The following is a 19392-nucleotide window of genomic DNA, read 5'->3' as shown; positions in this document are numbered from 1 at the left end:
CGTACATCGACCGAGCGCCCGGAGACCTCGCAGGTCTCCGGGCGCTCGGTAGCGAGTCACCGCCTCAGCGGCGCTTCACCTTCTTCACCTTCTTCGCCTTCGAGGTGGCGGTGCCGTCCTCGAAGCCCTTGGCGTGGGCGGTGACAGTCACCTTGATGCGGTGGCCCTTGTCCTTCCCGACGATGCGGTACTTCGCCCGCGTCGCGCCCTTGATCGCCTTGCCGTCGCGGAGCCACTGGTAGGTGGTCCGTCCCGGCTCGGGGCTGAAGCCGACGCCCCTGACCGCGAGCACGCGGCCGACCCTGGCCTTGCCGGTGATCTTCGGCCGGCTCGTGGTCCCGAAGGTGCCGAGGGCCACCTTCACCGCGTGGCTCTCGGCCGTCGCGGGCTTGTAGCCGGCGAGCGTCCCGGTCACCGTGACGGAGAGGAGGGTGTCACCGTCGGCCTTGCCGAGTTCGTACGACGACCCGGTGGCGCCGCCGATCGGCTTCCCGTCCCGGTTCCACTGGTAGGCGACGGCGGTGCCGGCCGGCCAGGTGCCCGGCGCGGCGCTGACCTTCGACCCCACCTTCGGCGTGCCCTCGACCGCCGGCAGCGACGTGGGCAGGAGGATGCCGGCGCCGACGGTGACGGCCGGGCTGGTCGCCGTGGCGTCCGAGAGGCCGCGGGCCGAGACCGTGACGCCGGCGGACACCGCGGCCCCCTGGTCGGCGGCGACGAGCCGGTAGGTCGCGCCCGTGGCTCCGGCGATCGTCTCGCCGTCGCGCAGCCACTGGTAGGCGACCTCGTCGGGCTCCGGGGTCCAGCTGCCGGCGTCGACCGTCAGTGACTGGCCGACCTCCGGGGTGCCGGTGAGCTGCGGCGCGACCTGCTGCGACAGCGTGCTGATGCCGCCCGTGAAGGTGTGCGTGCCCGGGTGCACCGAGTAGACGGCGTACGTCGTGTCGCCCTCGGTCTCGTCGCGGACGTAGGTCGCACCGGACGGTGCGCCGACGCCCTGGCCGAGGGTCGGGACCCAGACCTCGCCGGTGGTGTTGGCGGGGATGGTGACCTCGAGCTCGAGCGTGCCCTTGTCGCGGTCCCGGGTCCACTCGCTGGAGACCGTCCCGTGGGGCGTCTCGCGACGGCCCTCGACGTGGTCGAGCGTGCCGACCGGCTGCGGCTTGACGACGATCGCGTCGAAGCCCGTCGACCCCTCGGCCTGCTGGATGCCGGCCAGGCCGGCGTTGAACCACTCGTCGACCTGCAGCAGGATCATGTGGTTCTGCGAGCCCGCGAAGTCCCACGACTCGGGGATGGTGGTGCGGCCCTGGGCGACGAAGTTGGCGTAGCTCGGGGCGCTCGGCTCCTGGATGACGTCCCACAGCAGGTCGCCACGGCCGTTGTCCATCAGCACCCGGTAGGTCGGCTGGAGGCCGACGGTGCCGCCGGACATGTGCGGGCCGGACCCGTCGGCGCCCGGGTGGTAGTCGCGGATGCGCTGCTCGAGGTCGTCGAGCACCGCTTCCCTGTGCTCGGCCGGGACGATGCCCATCGCCAGCGGCAGTGCGTCGAGCGTCTGGGATCCCGTGGTGCCGGCCGGGCCTGCCGTGGTGTACGACGTCGTGGCCGGGTTCCAGAACTTCGCGTGGAACGCCTCGCCGAGCGACGTCGCCAGCTGGCGGTAGTCGGCGGCGTCGGCCTCGTGGCCGAGCTCGGCCGCCATCTGGCTGAGCTTGTCCGCGATCACCCAGAGCCCGTAGGTGCCGGTGGCGTCCTTCGGGGTCGTGGTGTCGCCGGCGATCCAGTCGCCGAGACCGCTGACGAGGAGGCCGTCCTTGACCTGCGCACGGACGTAGGCGAGGTAGTCCTGCATCGGCTCGTAGTACTCGGCCATCGTGGCCGTGTCGCCGTACGTCTTCCAGAGCTCGTAGGGCGTCAGGATGAACGCGCCGCCCCAGTTGACGTCGTCGCGGTAGCCGCCGCCGAAGATCGGGAACTCCGGTGCGGTGCCGGGGACCAGGCCCCCCGGCTGCTGCGACTCGAGCATCTGGCGCTGCATGCCGCGGAGGAAGGCGGAGACGTCGAAGTTGGACTGGATCGAGCCCATCGACTGGATCATGTCCGCGAGCCAGCCGAGCTTCTCGCGGTGTGGGCAGTCGGTGAAGATCGACTGCATGTTGGAGCGGATCGACCACTCCGACATCGAGTTGATCCGGTTGATGAGCGGGTTGTCCGTGGAGACGGAGCCCCCCGAGGGGACGTCGGCGTTGATCGCCAGGCCGACGAGCGTGTCGGGCGTCGGGGTGAAGCCGGCGGGCAGGCCGTCGACCTGGACGTACTGGAAGCCGTGGTACATGAACTGCGGCGTGAAGACCTCGCCGCCAGCGGCGCCCGACGTGGTGTAGGTGTTGAGGATGCCCGTCGCTGCCCCGGCGGACGCCGTGCTGACCACGCCGCTGCCGCTGCGGCTCTCGCCCGGGACCATCTTGATGACCGTGCCGGCCGGTACGGCACCGGCGGGCAGGTGGAGCTGCGGCATGCCGGCGAAGTTCTGGCCCAGGTCGAAGGACCACGAGCCGGGGCCGATCTGCTTGATGCCGGCCTGGGTCGACCGGAACGTCTCCTGGACGCGGACGGGCGGGGCCTCGCGCCAGGCCAGCTCGGTGTCGAGCGACGGCGTCGACGTGACCGACGAGTCGGTCCATCCCTTGGCGTCGGACAGGTCGGCGCCGGGCTCGTCCCAGCCGGCCTGCACGAGCCGGGCGTCGTAGTCGGTGCCGGAGTAGAAGTTGTCGGTGGTGGTGGGGCCGTCCTTCCAGCGCCACGACGGGTCGCTGGCGATCGAGGACCTCGTGCCGTCGGCGTAGGTCAGCTCGAGGCGCGCGAGGAGTCGCGGGGAGACCGACATCTGCGGCTTGGTGGGCGATCCCGAGCCGACGACCTCGGCGCCGGCCGCGTGGGCGGCACCGAGCGGCGTGCCGATGGTCAGGGTGTTGCCGTCGATCGCGGTGACCCTGTGCGACTCCAGCCGGCTGCCGCCGTCACCGGTGTCGACGTGGACGGTGTCGCCCACGTTGTAGCCGCCGACGCCGGAGAGGGTGAGAGTGGTGTCACCGGCCGCCGCGGCGGCGGTCAGCGTGCCGGTGGGGACCGGCGCGGAGTTGAACTTGGTGTAGACGTCGGTGCGTCCGGTCGCGGCGTTGGCCTGCGGGTAGACGTACGTCATGCCGTTGCCGAGCGCGACGCCGAGCGTGTTGTCGCCCGACTGCACGAGCTCGGTGACGTCGTACGTGCCGTACTCGACCGACCGCAGGGGGTTGGTGACGCCGGGGTTGAGGACGGTGTCGGTGACCTTCGTGCCGTTGACCGTCGCCTCGTAGGCACCGAGGCCGGCGATGTAGAGGCGCGCGTCGGCGACCTCCTTCGTCGCGGCGAACGGCTTGGCGAAGATCGGCAGCGGCTTCTCGAGGTCCGGGCCCTCGGGGTTGGGCTGGTCGACGACTGTGGCGACGACGTCGGTCGGGGTCGACGACGTCGCCGACGTGCGGACGGTGAAGTCGACCGGGAAGCCGGGGATCTGGCCGTCGGGCAGGCGCGCGTCGGTGCGGGGGAAGAGGACCAGCCGGTCGACGGAGCGCACGGAGCCGAGGTCGACCTGCACCCACTTGGAGGGCGTGACCTCCTGCGTCTTGGAGTCCCGGCTCATGTAGCCGGGGCTGGTGAGCTTGCCGTCGGTCAGCAGCTTGGTGCCGCAGCCCGGGCAGGCGAACTGGTCGTAGACCGAGATGTTGCGGCCGAGCGCCACGTTCGTGCCGTCGGGGGTGAGGACCTCCATCTCGGAGAGCTGGATGCGCGACACGACGCCGCGGCTGCCGCCCTCGTCGGTCGGGAGGCCCAGCTTGGTGACGTCGAGCCGCACGTAGCGGGCGTCGCGGGTGCCGCCGAGGTCGATGGTGACGCCTCGGTTGAGGGGCGACTGCGGGGTCTGGATCCACTGGGTGTCGTCCCAGTCGGACTTCTCGAGCAGGCCCATCTCGAAGGTGGACGTGTCGCTCCATGCCGAGGCCTCGTCGGCGCCGTCCCAGACGCGGACCTGCCACGACAGCTGGGCGCGGGACGTCAGGGCGTCGCCGGCGTACTCGACCTGGGTGACCGAGCCGTCGACCCGGCCGGTGTCCCAGAGGGTCTTCCCGGAGCCGTCGGCGAGGCGCAGCTCGTATGCCGTCTGTCGGGCGGCCTCGCCGCTGCCGGCGAGCTGCCAGCTGAGGACGGGAGTGGTGTCGTCGACGCCGAGCGGCTGGTCGGTGCGGTTGTCGATGCGCAGGCCGCCGACGGTGACGGCGGCGTCCGCTGCGGTCGCGGCAGGCACCCCCGCGAGGCCGAGTCCCGACACGGTGGCGGCTGTGACGACGCCGGCGAGCCACCGACGTGGCGCAGGGCCTGCCGTCGGCGGTCGCGAGGCACGGAGCTGGTGCACGAGCGGTTCTCCTTCAGAGGTATGAATCGTTTCAGTGAGGAGCGTCACACAGCGTGAACGTACGCACAAGCGTGATGACCGCATGCGGCCACCGACGCCGGGCCGTGGTTGATTCGTATCAACGGCCGCCCGCCGCAGCCCCGATCAGGCGCGTGGCTACCGTTGAGGAATGGCGAAGCACTGGGTAGCGACCCGTCCGGGTGACATCGACGTCTTCTCGCTCGAGGACCACGACGTCCCGGCGCCAGGCCCTGGCGAGGTCACCATCGAGGTCCGGGCGGCCGGCATGAACCCCGCCGACGCCAAGCACGTCGCGCGCGGCAACCCGGAAGACTTCCCGAAGCCGATCGGCTACGAGGTGGCGGGCGTCGTCACTGCGGTCGGGCCAGACACGCAGGTCGCCTCAGGACCGGTCGCTGTCGGTGACGAGGTGCTGGCGTTCCGGATCAGCGGTGGCTGGGCCACCGAGGTGACCGTCCCGGCCGGGGACGTGTTCGCGAAGCCGGCTGCGCTGTCCTTCGGCGAGGCCGCCAACCTGCTGCTCGCCGGCTGCACGGCCGCGGAGATGCTCCACGTCACCGGGGTCGGCGATGGGGACACCATCCTGGTCCACGGGGCGTCCGGCGCTGTCGGGGTCAGCGTGCTGCAGCAGGCAGCGCTCCTCGGCGCCACGGTGATCGGCACCGCGAGCGAGCGGAACTTCGAGACAGTCCGCCGTTTCGGTGGCCTCCCGGTCGCGTACGGCGACGGGTTGGAGCAGCGCGTGCGCGACCTGGCCGCGGATGGCGTGGTGGCGGGGCTGGACTGCGTGGGGACGGACGAGGCGATCGACGTCTCGCTCGCCCTCGTGGCGGATCGGGACCGCGTCGTCACCATCGCCGCCGCCGACCGCGCGAGGAGCGAGGGCTTCAGGGCGATCGCCGGCGCGATGCCGGCCAGCCAGGCCTACCGCGACTCGGTGCGCGCCGACCTGGTCCGGCTCGCCGGTGAGGGCAGGCTCGTCGTCCCGGTGGCCCGCACCTTCCCGCTCGAGGACGCCGTCGAGGCGACGGAGCTGCTGATGGGTGGCCACCCCGGCGGGAAGCTGGTCCTCGAACCCTGACGGGGGTCGCCGATGGTCTAGCCCTGTCCCACCCCTAGCGGCGGAGTTGGGACAAGCCGCGGCGATGGGTGGGGAGGCTCGCATACGGTCGACGCACGGCCCCCGCGGGGGCGTTGGGGTCGAGGTCCCGTCGGGAGACCCGACGGGACTGACCCCGGCTCAGCGCTCGCCGACGCGCGGGAGCAGGCGCCGTCGCGAGGTCGGGGGCGTCCTGCGTGCCGAGCCGTCGACGAGGGAGCGGTAGACGTCGACGTACCCACGGCACATGCGCTCCGCGCTGAACCGCGCAGCGGCTCGCCGACAGGCCTCCGGGTCGATCTCGCCCACCCGGTGGACGGCCTGCACCATCTCGTCCTCGTCGTCGCAGATGAAGCCGGTGACGCCGTGCTCGACCACCTCCGGGACGGAGCCGCGACGCAGGGCGATCACGGGGGTGCCGGCGGCCAGGGACTCGATCATCACCAGGCCGAACGGCTCGGGCCAGTCGCTCGGGAACAGGGTGGCCCGGGAGCAGGCGTAGAAGGTCGGCTTCTCGCCCTCGGTGATCTCGCCGACGAAGCGGACCTGTGCGCCCATCCGGGGCCTGACCTGCTCCTGGTAGTAGGAGACGTCGGTGGGGTCGACCTTGGCGGCGATCCGTAGAGGGACTCCAGTGCGCCGGGACACCTCGATCGCCGTCAGTGGCCCCTTCTCCTCGGCGATCCGCCCCACGAAGCCGAGATAGCCGTCCGCGTCGTGTGGCACCTCCCGGTAGTGGTCGAGGTCGAGGCCGTTGTGGACGGTCGCTGCCCACGTGAGGTCGAGGTCCTCGACAGCGCGCCGTTGGTCGGCGCTGATCGACACCAGCGGGACCGATCCGTAGCGGGGGAGCAGCTCACGCACGACGTCGAGGTCCAGCCGCCCGTGCAGGGTCAGCACCGTCGGGGTGTCCATGAGCCTGGTGAACGGCAGCGCCAGCACGTCGAGGTGGGAGTGGATGACGTCGAAGTCACCGGCGCGCGTCGCCAGCTCGGCCAGCATCGCGAGGTGCAGGTGGGGTGCGACGTCCACCATCTCGTCGGCGTCGAAGCGCGTGCGCAGCGGCTGCCCGAACGGCACCAGGCGTGCCCGGGTCGAGGAGGTCTCCGGCCCGAAGAGGGTGACGTCGTGCCCCTGCGCGACCAGTCCGTCGCACAGCGTGGCGATCACACGCTCCGTCCCGCCGTACGCACCCGGGGGCACGGCCTCGTAGAGCGGTGCGACCTGCGCGATGCGCAGGGGCCGGTCGGCGTGGCGTCCGTCCGCCTGCCGGGGCGCGGGCACCTTCCATGGCGTACGCCGGCCGTACCCCACCCCGTTGACCGTGCACGTCTCCATACCTGCCACTCCCATCCTGCTGCTCCCTCCGTCCTCGCGGCGCCCGGCCGTCGCACCCCCGCTCGACGTCCACCTCGTCCGGCACCCGGGTCCGGGGCAGGTGGGGACCGACGGCGCCGCGGCGGGGGGTTGTACGCGCGGCGCCGCCGGTGTCTATCCGGCGCGGCGCGTCTCGCGGTAGTCCTCGACGAGACGGGCCTTCTCGAGGATCCGGCGGACGAGGCGTCCGCCGACGAGCCTGATGTCCTGGTCCACCCGGCGAGGTGTCGCGACCTGCATCCGCGAGGCGGCGTCGACGGCCGCGGCCAGCGCCGTCACCTGCACCTCCAGCTCCCGCACCCGCTGCTCGAGATCGCCATCCGGCACCTGCGGTGCTGCGTCGCCACCCTGCTGACCGTCGTACGTCGTCACGTCCGTCCTCCTGTTGCTGTGCGCCACACCCCTGTGACCGGCGGACGGGCGACGGATGACGCGGGGCGGAGGCGGCCCGGCGCCCGGCAGGCGTCCGGTCGAGCGCTCCGCCGGGCCGGGTCCGGGCCCGCCCGAAAGGAGGTTCGCGTCATGCGTGCGGCCGAGGCCGGTCATAGACTCGTGGAGGTCTACCCAAGGGGCCGCAGGTCCTGCTTCTCGGCGGAGAGGAGGACTGCGTGGCGAGCGAGGCCGTGCGAGGGGACCAGCCCTACGACGAGGACGTCGTCGTCGAGCTCGTCCCCGTGCTTCGCCGCGTGGTCGGGGCCAGGATCAAGGACCCGTACACGGTCGAGGACCTGGTCCAGGAGACGTTGGCCAGGCTGATGTCCTCCTCCAGGCGCGTCGACCCGGACAAGCTGCACCACTATGCAGCGGTCACGGCGCGCCACGTCGTGGCGTCGTACGCCGAGCGCAACGACCGTGCGCGGAGTCGGTCGCACCTGCTCGCCGAGCCCGCCGACGCGCCGCCACCCACGGACGAGCTGCTGCTGCAGGAGGACCGCGAGTTCGTCGCTGCGGCACTGGACCAGCTCTCCTCGGAGGACCGGGACCTCCTCGTGGCCCACGAGGTGCACGGCCAGGACACCCGCACGCTGGCGGCCGAGCTGGGGTCCACGCCCGGCGCGGTGGCCGCGCGACTGAGTCGGGCCCGCGCCAGCCTCCGGGTCGAGTACCTCCTGGCCGCCGAGGCCGTCGACCCCCCGACCGACCGCTGCCGACCCGTGCTGAGGGCCCTGTCGAGCAGCGACCGGCGGCGCCAGCGCGAGCTGGACGTCAACGGGCACCTGCTGGAGTGCGACACGTGCAGCCAGCTCGCCGACCGGCTCTTCGAGCGGCGCGGGCAACCGGCCGAGGAGGGCGTGGTGCGGGTGCCGGTGTCGCGGGACGCCGATGTCGTGACGGCGCGGCAGCAGGGTCGTGAGGTCGCTGCCGGCGCCGGCTTCTCCTCCTCGGAGCAGACGCTCATCGCCACCGCGATCTCCGAGATCAGCCGCAACATCGTCAAGTTCGCCGAGCGCGGCGAGGTGGCGATCCACCTGGTGACCGAGGACGGACGACGAGGCGTCCGGGTGGTCGCGCGCGACGTGGGTCCGGGGATCACGGACCCCGACGTGGCGCTGCGTGACGGCTACAGCACCTACCACGGCCTCGGGCTCGGCCTCCCCGGCGCCAAGCGCCTGATGGACCGGTTCCACCTGAGCTCGGTCCCCGGGGAGGGGACCACCGTGACGATGGAGAAGTGGTTGAGATGACCCGATCAGCACCCGACACCGAGCAGCGGACGAAAGGCGACGACGTCATGACCGACGAGACCAGCACCACCACCGGCGCCGAGCCCGATCGTGGCGACGAGCTCCTGCTGCCCGAGCTGGTGGCCCACCTGCGCGACAACCGGACCCAGCTCCGGCAGCAGTGGGCGGAGCGGATCACCGACGCCCACCTGCTCTCGTCGATGACGAACCAGGAGGTCTTCTCGGAGGCGACCTCGGTGTACGACAACTACGTCGAGGTGCTCGAGACCGGCAGCGTCAAGGCGCTCCAGCACTACGCGCGCGACCTCTCCGAGCGCATCATCCCGCGCGGCGTCGAGACCCACGAGGTCATCGGGATCGTCCTCCTGCTGCGCGACGTCCTGGCCCGCTCGCTCTTCGAGAAGTACCGCGACGACTTCGAGCTGCTGAACCGGGTGCTCGACGCCTACGAGCCGGCGGCCAACCGCATCGCCAACACGGTGGCGGTCAGCTTCGTCGAGCAGCGCGAACGGGTCATCCGTGACCAGCAGGACGCGCTGCTGGAGCTCTCGACGCCCGTGCTGCAGGTGCGCGAGCGACTGCTGATCCTGCCCATCATCGGCGTGCTCGACCAGACCCGGGCCCAGCAGCTCACCGAGCAGCTCCTGCACGGGATCCGCGCACACCGGGCCAAGCTCGTGGTCATCGACGTCACGGGCGTGCCGGACATGGACGAGAACGTGGCCAACTCCCTCGTCGACACGGTCACCGCCTCCCGGCTCATGGGCGCGGACGTCATCATCACCGGGTTGTCGTCGGAGATCGCCCAGACGCTCGTCACCATCGGTGTCGACCTGAGCAAGATGCACACCGTCGGCGACCTCCAGGGCGGGATCGAGGAGGCGGAACGACAGCTCGGGTTCCGGGTCTCGAAGGTGCCGGATGCCGACTGACCTCCCTACCGCACCCCACGCGCCCCTGCCTGCGTCGATCCTGTCGCAGGGGCCGAACCTCATCGTCTCGATCCACGCGGCTCTCGACGACGAGCAGCTCGAGCGGCTCCAGCGCGACCTCCTCGAGCGGGTGGGGCGCGACCGCTGCCGCGGCATCCTCATCGACGTGGCAGCGCTGGACGTCCTCGACTCCTTCGCCGCCCGCACGCTCGCCGACCTCGCCTACATGGCGCAGCTGCGTGGGGCCCGGACCGTGATCGTCGGCATCGCGCCGGACGTGGCCATCACGCTGGTGCGGCTGGGCGTGCGCATCCCGCTGACGCAGACCGCGCTCGACCTCGAGGAGGGGCTGGAGTGGCTGGGCACGTGAGCGACCCGCTCGAGCGCTTCCGCCTCGACTACGCGCCGCTCTTCCTGCGCCACCTCTCCCGGCGCGACGAGTCCGGGCTGCAGGCGGCCTACGAGCTCGGACGTCGCGCGATGGAGGAGTCGGTCGGACTGCTCGACGTCGTCCGCGTGCACAACGACCTGTTCCTCGACGTGCTCACCTCGGTCCGCGACCCCGACGAGGTCCCGGCCCTGGCCGAGGCGGCCGCCGCCCTCCTCATCGACCTCGTCGCGTCCTTCGAGGTCGCGCAGCGCGGCTTCCTGGACACCCAGCGGGACGCCCCGCGTCGCTGATCGAGGTCAGTAGGCGACGGGTCAGGCGAGCGAGGGCGGCGTGGTGCTCCCGAGCGCTGCCGTCGATCGGACCGAACCCATCCGGGCTTGGTCGTCGTACGCGTGGGCGAGCGTCGTGCCGCCTCGTTCGGTCCGTGCGACGGCGCAGTCGGTCAGCTGGTCGGGACGCGCTCCCGCCTCTGGGCCGGGATGTGGGTGTCCCCCGACGACGCCCGCGAAAGCTGCTCGTACACCTCGACGTAGCCACGGCACATCGCCCCGGCCGAGAACTTCTCGGCGCGTCGGCGACACGCATCGGGGTCGATGTCGCCGACGCGCCCCACCGCGTCGACCATCTCGTCGACGTCGTCGCAGATGAAGCCCGAGACGCCGTCCTCGACCACCTCCGGCACCGACCCGCGCCGCAGCGCGATGACCGGAGTGCCGGCGGCCATGGACTCGATCATGACGAGGCCGAACGGCTCGGGCCAGTCGCTGGGGAAGAGCGTCGCACGGGCGCCGGCGTAGAACGGCGGCTTCTGCTGCTCGTCGATCTCGCCCACGAAGTCGACGTCGTCGCCCATGACCGGTGCCACCTCCTCCTCGTAGTAGGGCTCGTCGAGGGGATCGACCTTGGCGGCGACCCGCAGGTGCAGGCCGGAGCGCCGCGCGACCTCGATGGCGGACAGGGGGCCCTTCTCCTCGGCGATGCGACCGACGAAGCCCAGGTAGCCGTCGGGGTCGTGCGTCACGTCCCGGTAGGAGGCGAAGTCGAGGCCGTTGTGGACCGTCGCCGCCCAGCTCAGGTCGAGGTCGGCCACGGCCCGCCTCTGGTCGTCGCTGATCGACACCAGCGGCACCGAGCCGTACCTCGGCAGGAGGTCGCGCAGGAAGTCGAGGTCCAGGCGGCCGTGCATGGTGAGGACGGTCGGCGTCTCGAAGAGCTGCGCGAAGGGGAAGGTCCAGATGTCGAGATGCGAGTGGACGACGTCGAACTCGTCACGCCGCGCGTAGAGGTCCGCCAGCATCTTGAGGTGCAGGTGGGGCGCCAGGTTGGTCAGCTGGTCGCCGTCGAAGCGTTCGCGCAGCGGGTCGTCGTACGCCTCGAGCGCGGCACCGGTCTCGGAGGTCCGCGGCGCGAAGAGGGTCACGTCGTGGCCCATCTCGACCAGGCCGTCGCACAGGGTGGCGATGATGCGCTCGGTCCCGCCGTAGGCGCCCGGCGGGACCGCCTCGTAGAGCGGGGCGACCTGCGCGATCCTCATGGCCCTCCACCTGTCGTCGGTCCGCCGGCCACGGCCGGGGTCACCTTCGAGCCGTCCCGCGGCAGGGGCAGGAGGTAGCCCATGCGGGCGTGGTAGCGGGCGTCGCACGCGACGCACTCGACGTCTCCGTCGCGCCGGACGTCCATGCGCTGCCCGCACGCCGGGCACGGGTACTCGAACACGGTGCTCATCGGTGTCTCCCTCCCCGGTGACGCCTCGGGTGCGCCGACCGGCCCGTCCTCAGCATCGGCGGGCAGGGAGGTCGGGTAAACACTCGCAGGGGTGCATTCGGTGGCGGAGATGGGGCACTGTGCATGGATGTCTGAGCTACATCTCTCGGCGGACGCGGTCCCGGTCGGTGGTCGTCACGACCTCGTGACGGTGGACGGGCGCAGCTTCTCCATCAGCGACGAGGGCGGCGACATGGTCGCGGCCACGCACGGGCTCGTCTACGACGACCTGCGTCACCTCAGCCGGCTGCGGCTGGCGGTGGTGGGCGGCCGCACCGAGCTGCTGGCGGCCAGCACTCCCACGCCCATGTCGGCCGTGGTCGTCTCGCGGGTCGTCACGGACGTGCAGGAGGGGGACGGTGGTGCCGGCGATGCCCGAGGGGCAGTGGCCGAGGTGCTGGCAGTGCGCCGACGCTGGCTCTCGGGCGGCCTCGTCGAGGAGCTGACCCTCAGCAACCCGCACCCGCGGCCGGTCGTCGTACGGATCGAGCTCGAGGTCGCCGCCGACTTCGCCCACGTCTTCGACGTGAAGACCGGGGCTCCGACCGAGCGGCGCGCCAGCGCCGTGCGCACCACGGACGGATGGGTCCTGGAGTCACCGGAGGAGCAGGGCACGGGCGCCGGGGACAGCACCGAGGTGGTGCTCAGCCCCGCGCCCGACGAGGTCGACCAAGGACGAAGCACGGCGTCGTGGGACCTGCGGATCGACGAACGGGAGGACGTCACGCTCAGGGTGGAGGTCCGCCCGGTCTCGGCCGGTGTGCCCGCCCGGCTGGAGCCGCCCGCGCCGGGGGCCACCGCCGTTCGTCAGGTGGAGGCCTGGCGCGCAGGAGTCCCCACGGCCGCCTCCCTGGACGCCCGCGTGCCCATGGCGGTCGACCAGGCACTGGCCGACCTGGCAGCGCTGCGGATCGTGGACGAGGCCCACCCGGACCGTCCGGTCGTGGCGGCCGGCGCGCCGTGGTTCATGACCCTGTTCGGCCGCGACTCGCTGCTGACGTCGTGGATGACGTTGCCGTTCGACGCCTCCCTGGCCGGAGGCGTGCTCGCCAGCCTCGCCGACCTCCAGGGGACGTCGGACGACCCCGCGTCCGAGGAGCAGCCGGGCCGGATCATCCACGAGCTGCGCCGGCACGGCGGCAGCGGCCCGTTCTCGTCGCGGAGCCGCTACTACGGCACCGTGGACGCCACCCCGCTGTTCGTGGGGCTCGCCGCCGAGGCCTGGCGCTGGCGCGCCCTCGACGAGGACGCCCTGGGCCGCCTCGCCCCGGCCGTCGGCCGAGCGGTCGACTGGACCCTGGGCGCAGGGGACAGCAACGGGGACGGCTTCCTCGACTACCTCAGGCGTGACCCGCGTGGCCTGGAGAACCAGGGCTGGAAGGACTCCTGGGACGGCATCAACCGCGCGGACGGCACGTTCCCGCAGGGACCGCTGGCCCTCGTCGAGGTGCAGGGCTACGCCTACAGCGCGCTGTGCGGAGCCGCGGAGATCGCCGACCACGTCGACATCGGTCACCACGCCGACGAGCTGCGGCGGGAGGCCGAGGCGCTGAAGGAGCGCTTCAACGACACCTTCTGGGACCGACGTGGCCACTTCGTCGTCGGCCTGGACGGGGACGGGCACCCGATCGACGCGCTGACGACCAACCCCGGCCACGCACTGTGGTGCGGCATCGCGGACGACGACAAGGCACGCGCGTACGTCGAGAGGCTGGTCGGCGCCGAGCTGTGGACCGGGTGGGGCCTGCGCACGCTGGCCTCCACCATGGGCGCCTACGACCCGCTGAGCTACCACAACGGCTCGGTGTGGCCGCACGACACGGCCATCTGCATCGCCGGCGCTGCCCGCTACGGGTGCTGGGACGCCGTCGACCTGCTCGTCGACGGGGCGCTGGAGGCCGCGAGCCGCTTCGACGGCCGTCCCCCGGAGCTCTTCGCCGGTGTGTCCCGGGCCGACGTGCCGGTGCCGGTGGCCTACCCGTCCTCGTGCTCTCCCCAGGCGTGGGCGTCGGCGTCCGTCCTGCTCAACGTCCGCAGCATGCTGGGCCTGCGGCCGACGGCGGACCGGTCGGCGCTCGAGCTGGCCCGTACCGACCTCAGCGGCGCCCCGGACCTGCTGGTCGAGCGGCTCGACTTCGGAGGCACGAAGGTGTCGGTGCGCGTCCAGGGCGGGCGCGGGGAGGTCCTGGCGGGCTGATCCCGGGGAGGGTCTGTCCATCCGCCCTCAGGGTGTGGAATCGCTGCGCGGGCGTCGGGTAGAAGTCGAGGTGGCCGACAGGGGGAACGGTCGAGGCCCCGCCGGTCGTTGCACGCGACCGACGGGGCCGCGTCACTCCCGGGCTCGCCACTCGTCCTCGAGCATCGCGAACACCAGCTGGGTGGCCCACGCGTCCTTGAAGAACACGTTGTCGACCAGGCGCGCCTCCTGCCGCATGCCGAGCCTGGCCAGCAGCCGCGCCGACGCGACGTTCTCCTCGATGCAGACAGCCGTGATCCGGTGGAAGCCGAGGTCGTCGAAGCCGAGCCGCAGCATCGCCGTGGCGGCCTCGGTGGCGTAGCCCTGTCCGTGGTGGTCGCGGCCGAACGCGAACCCGACCTCGCCCTGCCGGTCGGAGGCCCACTTGAGCAGCACCTCGCCGATCACGGTGCCGGTCGAGCGCAGCTCGACGGCGAGCACCAGCCACTGGCCGTGGGCGACGAGCTCGGTCTGGGTGAGCTTGACCCGGAGGGTCTCCTCGGTCGCCGCACGGTCGCGGACGGGCCACGGGACGTAGCGCACCACCTCGGGGTCGCCGTGAAAGGCGGCCAGGTCGTCGAGGTCGCCCATCCGGTGGGCGCGCAGGAGGAGCCGCTCGGTCTCGATGGGCAGGCGGACGGGAAGCCCGCTCCCGGCGTCGGTGGCCTCGGCCGGCGTGCTCACAGCGAGAAGTGACCCGGCGCGAGGCTGCGGAGAACGCAGAACTCGTTGCCCTCGGGGTCGGCGAGCACCGTCCACGACTCCTCGCCCGTCTGCCCGATGTCGGCCCGCGTGGCGCCCAGGGCGAGGATGCGCTCGACCTCCTCCTCCTGGGACACGTCGACGGGGGAGACGTCGAAGTGCGAGCGGTTCTTGACCGTCTTCGGCTCGTCGACCTTCGCGAAGAAGATCGTCGGGCAGACCGGCCCGGACCGTACGGCGTCGAGCAGGGCCTGGTCCTCGACCCTCGCCGGTGAGATCTCCACGAGGCCGGGCTCCTGGTGGACGACCTCCCAGCCCAGGACCGCGCACCAGAAGTCGGCGAGCCGGTCGGGGTCGTGGCAGTCGAGCGAGATCTCGGTCAGTCGGGAGGCCATGGGGCGATCCAAGCACGCTCGCGCGCAGCCGTCAGTCTGGTTTGATCGCGGTGTGCGCCTGCTCCTCAACGTCGTGTGGCTGGTCTTCGGTGGCTTCTGGCTGTTCCTCGGCTACGTGCTGGCCGGCGTGCTGCTGTGCGTCCCGATCATCACGATCCCGTGGGCGATCGCGTCCTTCCGGATCGCGGCGTACGCCCTCTGGCCGTTCGGCCGGACCGTCGTCGCCAAGCCGTCGGCCGGCGTCGGCTCGTTCCTCGGCAACGTGATCTGGTTCGTGCTGGCCGGGTGGTGGCTGGCGATCGCGCACATCGTGTCGGCGGTGGCGCTCGCGATCACGATCATCGGCATCCCGCTGGCCATCGCCGACCTCAAGCTCATCCCGATCTCGCTGGCGCCGCTCGGCAAGGACATCGTGCCCACCAGCAGCGGCGAGTTCGACCGCCGCTGACGGCCGCGCACGTGCGGCGGGAGTGGCCCCGGAATCTCCGGATCGAGGGCCACGACCGCCGCACGTGCGGCGCTCAGAAGTCCTCGTCGAACCCGACCGCGCCGGTGACGCCGACCTGGTAGGCCGAGACCTTGCGCTCGAAGAAGTTCGACAGCTCCTGCACGTCCTGCAGCTCCATGAACGCGAGCGGGTTCTTCGAGCCGTAGATGACCGGGAGGCCGAGGCGCTCCATCCGGCGGTCGGCGACGTACTCCAGGTAGGAGCGCATGTCGGCCGTCGACAGCCCGGCGACCCCGCCGCCGAGGAGGTCCTCCGCGAACTGTGCCTCCGCGTCGACGCCGTCGACCAGCATCTGGCGGACCTGCGCCGCCATCTCCTCGTCGAACAGCTCGGGCTCCTCCTCGCGCACCGTGTCGACCACGTCGAAGGCGAACGCCATGTGCATCGACTCGTCGCGGAACACCCAGTTGGTGCCCGACGCGAGGCCGTTGAGGAAGCCGCGCGAGCGCAGGAAGTAGACGTACGCGAACGCCCCGTAGAAGAACAGCCCCTCGATCACGGCCGCGAAGCAGATGAGGTTGAGCAGGAACTTCCGGCGGTGCTCCCGGGTCTCGAGCGCGTCGAGGTCGAAGACCGAGTCGATCCACCGGAAGCAGAAGTCGGCCTTGGCCTTGATCGACGGGATGTTGTCGACGGCGGCGAACGCCTCGTGGCGCTCCTTCTCGTCGGGCACGTAGGTGTCGAGCAGCGTCAGGTAGAACTGCACGTGCACCGCCTCCTCGAAGAGCTGGCGCGACAGGTAGAGCCGGCCCTCGGGCGAGTTGATGTGCTGGTAGAGGTTGAGCACCAGGTTGTTCGCCACGATGGTGTCGCCGGTCGCGAAGAACGCCACCAGGCGGGACACGAGGTGCCGCTCGGCGTCGCTGAGCCGGGCGAGGTCCTTGAGGTCGGAGTGCAGGTCGACCTCCTCGACGGTCCAGGTGTTCTTGATCGCGTCGCGGTAGCGGTCGTAGAAGTGCGGGTAGCGCATCGGCCGCAGGGTGAGGTTCATCCCCGGGTCGAGCAGCATCCGGGTCTCGGAGTGGTCGGTGGCGACGGTCTCGGTGGTCTCGGGGGCGCTCTCGGTGGCGGTCACTGGCAGGCCTCGCAGTTCTCGGGGTTCTCGAGCGAGCAGGCGAGCGCCTCGTCGTCCGAGATGGTCAGGGTGGTCAGGGTGGTCGGGGGAGCGGGTTCGACGACGGACACCGTCGTCTGCTGGATCCGCGTCGCGGGGCGCGAGCGGAGGTAGTAGGTCGTCTTGAGCCCGGACTTCCACGCGTGGAGGTACATCGACGAGAGCTTCCCGATCGACGGGCCGGCGATGAAGAGGTTCAGCGACTGGCTCTGGTCGACGTACGGCGACCGCGCGGCGGCCATGTCGATGAGCGCCCGCTGCGGCAGCTCCCACGCGGTGCGGTAGAGCTCGCGGACGTCGTCGGGCAGCTGGGTGAGGCCCTGGACGGACCCCTCGGCCCGCTTGATCGCCTCGCGCACCTCCGGCGTCCAGAGCCCACGCGACTTGAGCTCGCGGGTGAGGGCGGCGTTGACCTGGAGGAACTCTCCCGACAGGGTCTCGCGCTTGAACAGGTTGGACACCTGCGGCTCGATGCACTCGTAGCAGCCCGCGATCGACGCGATGGTCGCCGTCGGCGCGATCGCGACGAGCAGCGAGTTGCGCAGCCCGTGCTCGGCGACCGCCTCGCGCAGCGCGGTCCACCGCTCGGCCTGCGCCGGCGATGCGTCCCAGTGGTCGGGCTGGAGCACGCCCGCGGCGGCGCGCGTCTCGGCGTACGCCGGGTGCGGCCCGTGGCGGCGGGCGAGGTCGACCGACACCTCGAGGGCGGTCAGGTAGATCTCCTCCTGCACGCGGGTGGAGAGCTCGCGGGCCTCGGGGGAGTCGAACGGCAGGCGCAGCGCGAAGAAGGCGTCCTGGAGCCCCATCAGCCCGAGCCCGACGGGCCGCCAGCGGGGGTTGGACGCCGCCGACTCGTCGCTCGGGTAGTAGTTGATGTCGATCACCCGGTCGAGCAGCGGGACCGCCGTGCGCACGGTCTCGCGCAGCTTGTCCCAGTCGATGCCGTCGGCCGTCAGGTGCTGGGCCAGGTTGACCGAGCCGAGGTTGCACACCGCGGTCTCGCCGTCGGAGGACACCTCGATGATCTCGGTGCACAGGTTGGACAGGTGCACGACCGGCCCGCCCGCGGCGTCGCGGGTCTGGTTGCAGGTGCGGTTGCTGGCGTCCTTGAAGGTCATCCAGCCGTTGCCGGTCTGCGCGAGCGTGCGCATCATCCTGGCGTAGAGGTCGCGCGCCTTGACCTGCCGCACGACGCGACCCTCCGCCTCGGCGCGACGGTAGGCCTCGTCGAAGGCCTCGCCCCACAGGTCGGGCAGCTCGGGTGCCTGGTCGGGGTCGATGAGCGACCAGTCGGCGTCGGCCTCGACCCGCCGCATGAACTCGTCGGGCACCCAGTTGGCGAGGTTGAGGTTGTGGGTGCGACGCGCGTCCTCGCCGGTGTTGTCGCGCAGCTCGAGGAACTCCTCGACGTCGGGGTGCCATGGCTCGAGGTAGACGCACGCGGCCCCCTTGCGCCGGCCGCCCTGGTTGACCGCGGAGACCGACGCGTCGAGGGTGCGCAGGAACGGCACGATGCCGTTGGACTGGCCGTTGGTGCCCCGGATCAGGGCGCCGCGCGAGCGGACCCGGGAGAAGCCGATCCCGATCCCGCCGGCGAACTTCGACAGCTTCGCCACCTGTGCGTAGCGCGCGTAGATCGAGTCGAGGTCGTCGCGCGGGCTGTCGACGAGGTAGCACGACGACATCTGGGTGTGCCGGGTGCCGGAGTTGAAGAGCGTGGGCGACGACGGCAGGTAGGCCAGCGACGACATCAGCCGGTAGAAGCCGATGGCCTCGCCGGGCGACTCCGCCAGCCCGGACGCGACGCGGAGCAGGAAGTACTGCGGCGTCTCGACGACCAGCCGGCTCGACGGGTGCCGCAGCAGGTAGCGGTCGTAGACCGTCCGCAGGCCGAAGTACTCGAAGCGCCGGTCGCCGTCGACGTCGATCGCGAAGTCGAGCTTGCGGGCGTTGTCCTTGACGAAGCGGGCGGTGTCGTCGCCGATCAGCCCCTCGGCGTGGCCGAGCGCCACGGACTGGCTGAACGACATCACGCCCTGGTTGCGCACCTCCTTGTCGATGTAGCCCGACAGCAGGCGAGCCGCCAGCCGGGAGTACTGCGGCTCCTCGCCGATCATCTCGGCGGCCGTCTGGATGGACAGCCGGTCGAGCTCGGCGGTGGTGGCGCCGTCGTAGAGCCCGCTGATGGTGCGGGTCGCGACGCGCATGGGGTCGACGTCGGCCAGGTCGGCACTGACCCGGTCGACGGCCCGCACGATCTTGTTGACGTCGACGGGCTCGCTGTCGCCGTTGCGCTTGCGCACCTGCATGGACGTGCGTCCCGGTGCGGTGGTGACCGTCATTTCTCTCCTCGCGAGGTCGGTCCTGGGGAGGTCCGGGGTCGCGGGGAGGAGTGAGGGGGTACGACGACCGCGCGGGCGCAGCGTCGTACGAGCCCACCGGCCTTCCCACGAGGCCTCGGACCACCGCGCCCGGTCGGGCACGGTGCGCTGGCAGGTCTTCGGACTCGCGGGCACGCCTCCCGGACTCGTCCGGTCGACCCCTACCGGCCGTCGCTTCCCAGGTCTGGCGACCCAGTGCTGTGTGACGGCTGTCGTTCCCACTCACCGCTGCGGGGCAGTCCCGGACTCACACCGGGTTCCCTCTTGCCTCGACACGCCTGGCTGACGCGCCGAACCAGCTGCGTCGACCACCATATGTAGGGGTGGT

The 19392-nt window shown here is 71.6% G+C and carries 16 protein-coding genes and 1 riboswitch; of the genes, 7 read left to right on the top strand and 9 right to left on the bottom strand.

Features of this window, described 5'->3' with window-relative positions; translation table 11 throughout:
* Nucleotides 1-64: 64 nt before the first annotated feature.
* The gene (locus tag AC3A3L_RS11685; protein WP_487640196.1) at nucleotides 65-4459 is read right to left on the bottom strand and encodes a family 78 glycoside hydrolase catalytic domain; all 4395 of its coding nucleotides are present in this window, start codon (nucleotides 4457-4459) and stop codon (nucleotides 65-67) included.
* 169 nt (nucleotides 4460-4628) lie between these two features.
* Here AC3A3L_RS11685 and AC3A3L_RS11680 point away from each other — a divergent pair, with 169 nt between their 5' ends.
* The gene (locus tag AC3A3L_RS11680; RefSeq protein WP_487640195.1) at nucleotides 4629-5561 is read left to right on the top strand and encodes a quinone oxidoreductase family protein; all 933 of its coding nucleotides are present in this window, start codon (nucleotides 4629-4631) and stop codon (nucleotides 5559-5561) included.
* 159 nt (nucleotides 5562-5720) lie between these two features.
* Here the strand turns inward: AC3A3L_RS11680 and AC3A3L_RS11675 are convergent, their stop codons facing one another.
* Together AC3A3L_RS11675 and AC3A3L_RS11670 are read right to left on the bottom strand one after the other, a co-directional pair.
* Nucleotides 5721-6917 (bottom strand): glycosyltransferase family 4 protein, encoded by a 1197-nt coding sequence (locus tag AC3A3L_RS11675; protein WP_487640194.1) that lies wholly within the window; start codon nucleotides 6915-6917, stop codon nucleotides 5721-5723.
* 153 nt (nucleotides 6918-7070) lie between these two features.
* A complete protein-coding gene (locus AC3A3L_RS11670; protein ID WP_487640193.1) occupies nucleotides 7071-7328 on the bottom strand; it encodes a hypothetical protein in 258 nt (85 codons plus the stop codon).
* Nucleotides 7329-7564: 236 nt separating this feature from the next.
* Between AC3A3L_RS11670 and AC3A3L_RS11665 the strand changes: the two genes are divergently transcribed.
* Genes AC3A3L_RS11665 through AC3A3L_RS11650 form a run of 4 tightly spaced genes read left to right on the top strand, consistent with a single transcriptional unit; the run spans nucleotide 7565 to nucleotide 10254 of the window.
* Nucleotides 7565-8641, top strand: a complete 1077-nt coding sequence (locus AC3A3L_RS11665; RefSeq protein WP_487640192.1) for a sigma-70 family RNA polymerase sigma factor — start codon at nucleotides 7565-7567, stop codon at nucleotides 8639-8641.
* Nucleotides 8638-9573 (top strand): STAS domain-containing protein, encoded by a 936-nt coding sequence (locus AC3A3L_RS11660; RefSeq protein ID WP_487640191.1) that lies wholly within the window; start codon nucleotides 8638-8640, stop codon nucleotides 9571-9573. Before AC3A3L_RS11665 ends, AC3A3L_RS11660 begins: the two co-directional genes overlap by 4 nt.
* On the top strand, nucleotides 9563-9943 hold the full coding sequence (locus AC3A3L_RS11655; protein ID WP_487640190.1) for an STAS domain-containing protein: 381 nt from the start codon (nucleotides 9563-9565) through the stop codon (nucleotides 9941-9943). The genes AC3A3L_RS11660 and AC3A3L_RS11655 overlap by 11 nt, the downstream gene beginning before the upstream one ends.
* Entirely contained in the window at nucleotides 9940-10254 is a 315-nt protein-coding gene (locus AC3A3L_RS11650) for a phosphatase RsbU N-terminal domain-containing protein (RefSeq protein ID WP_487640189.1), read from the top strand. The genes AC3A3L_RS11655 and AC3A3L_RS11650 overlap by 4 nt, the downstream gene beginning before the upstream one ends.
* A gap of 152 nt (nucleotides 10255-10406) precedes the next feature.
* On the opposite strand, the gene AC3A3L_RS11645 is transcribed toward AC3A3L_RS11650, so the two are convergent.
* Nucleotides 10407-11498 (bottom strand): glycosyltransferase family 4 protein, encoded by a 1092-nt coding sequence (locus tag AC3A3L_RS11645; protein ID WP_487640188.1) that lies wholly within the window; start codon nucleotides 11496-11498, stop codon nucleotides 10407-10409.
* Nucleotides 11495-11689: a hypothetical protein gene (locus AC3A3L_RS11640; RefSeq protein WP_487640187.1), complete on the bottom strand. Its 195-nt coding sequence runs from the start codon at nucleotides 11687-11689 to the stop codon at nucleotides 11495-11497. The genes AC3A3L_RS11645 and AC3A3L_RS11640 overlap by 4 nt, the downstream gene beginning before the upstream one ends.
* Nucleotides 11690-11816: 127 nt before the next feature.
* On the opposite strand from AC3A3L_RS11640, the gene AC3A3L_RS11635 reads away from it, so the two are divergent.
* Nucleotides 11817-13925, top strand: coding sequence for a glycogen debranching N-terminal domain-containing protein (locus AC3A3L_RS11635; protein ID WP_487640186.1), 2109 nt, complete (start codon nucleotides 11817-11819; stop codon nucleotides 13923-13925).
* A gap of 132 nt (nucleotides 13926-14057) precedes the next feature.
* Here the strand turns inward: AC3A3L_RS11635 and AC3A3L_RS11630 are convergent, their stop codons facing one another.
* Together AC3A3L_RS11630 and AC3A3L_RS11625 are read right to left on the bottom strand one after the other, a co-directional pair.
* Nucleotides 14058-14648, bottom strand: coding sequence for a GNAT family N-acetyltransferase (locus AC3A3L_RS11630; protein ID WP_487640185.1), 591 nt, complete (start codon nucleotides 14646-14648; stop codon nucleotides 14058-14060).
* A complete protein-coding gene (locus AC3A3L_RS11625) occupies nucleotides 14645-15061 on the bottom strand; it encodes a VOC family protein (RefSeq protein ID WP_487640184.1) in 417 nt (138 codons plus the stop codon). The genes AC3A3L_RS11630 and AC3A3L_RS11625 overlap by 4 nt, the downstream gene beginning before the upstream one ends.
* A 52-nt stretch (nucleotides 15062-15113) precedes the next feature.
* On the opposite strand from AC3A3L_RS11625, the gene AC3A3L_RS11620 reads away from it, so the two are divergent.
* Nucleotides 15114-15509: a YccF domain-containing protein gene (locus AC3A3L_RS11620; protein ID WP_487640183.1), complete on the top strand. Its 396-nt coding sequence runs from the start codon at nucleotides 15114-15116 to the stop codon at nucleotides 15507-15509.
* Between the two features lie 73 nt (nucleotides 15510-15582).
* Here AC3A3L_RS11620 and AC3A3L_RS11615 read toward each other — a convergent pair whose 3' ends face one another.
* Together AC3A3L_RS11615 and AC3A3L_RS11610 are read right to left on the bottom strand one after the other, a co-directional pair.
* Nucleotides 15583-16644, bottom strand: coding sequence for a ribonucleotide-diphosphate reductase subunit beta (locus AC3A3L_RS11615; RefSeq protein ID WP_487640182.1), 1062 nt, complete (start codon nucleotides 16642-16644; stop codon nucleotides 15583-15585).
* A complete protein-coding gene (locus tag AC3A3L_RS11610) occupies nucleotides 16641-19025 on the bottom strand; it encodes a ribonucleoside-diphosphate reductase subunit alpha (RefSeq protein WP_487640181.1) in 2385 nt (794 codons plus the stop codon). Before AC3A3L_RS11610 ends, AC3A3L_RS11615 begins: the two co-directional genes overlap by 4 nt.
* Before the next feature lie 132 nt (nucleotides 19026-19157).
* A riboswitch (cobalamin riboswitch) is annotated at nucleotides 19158-19380 on the bottom strand.
* Nucleotides 19381-19392 lie beyond the last annotated feature (12 nt).

This window comes from Nocardioides sp. Soil_C_8, from assembly GCF_057656315.1.
This window is presented reverse-complemented; position numbering and strand designations above follow the sequence as displayed.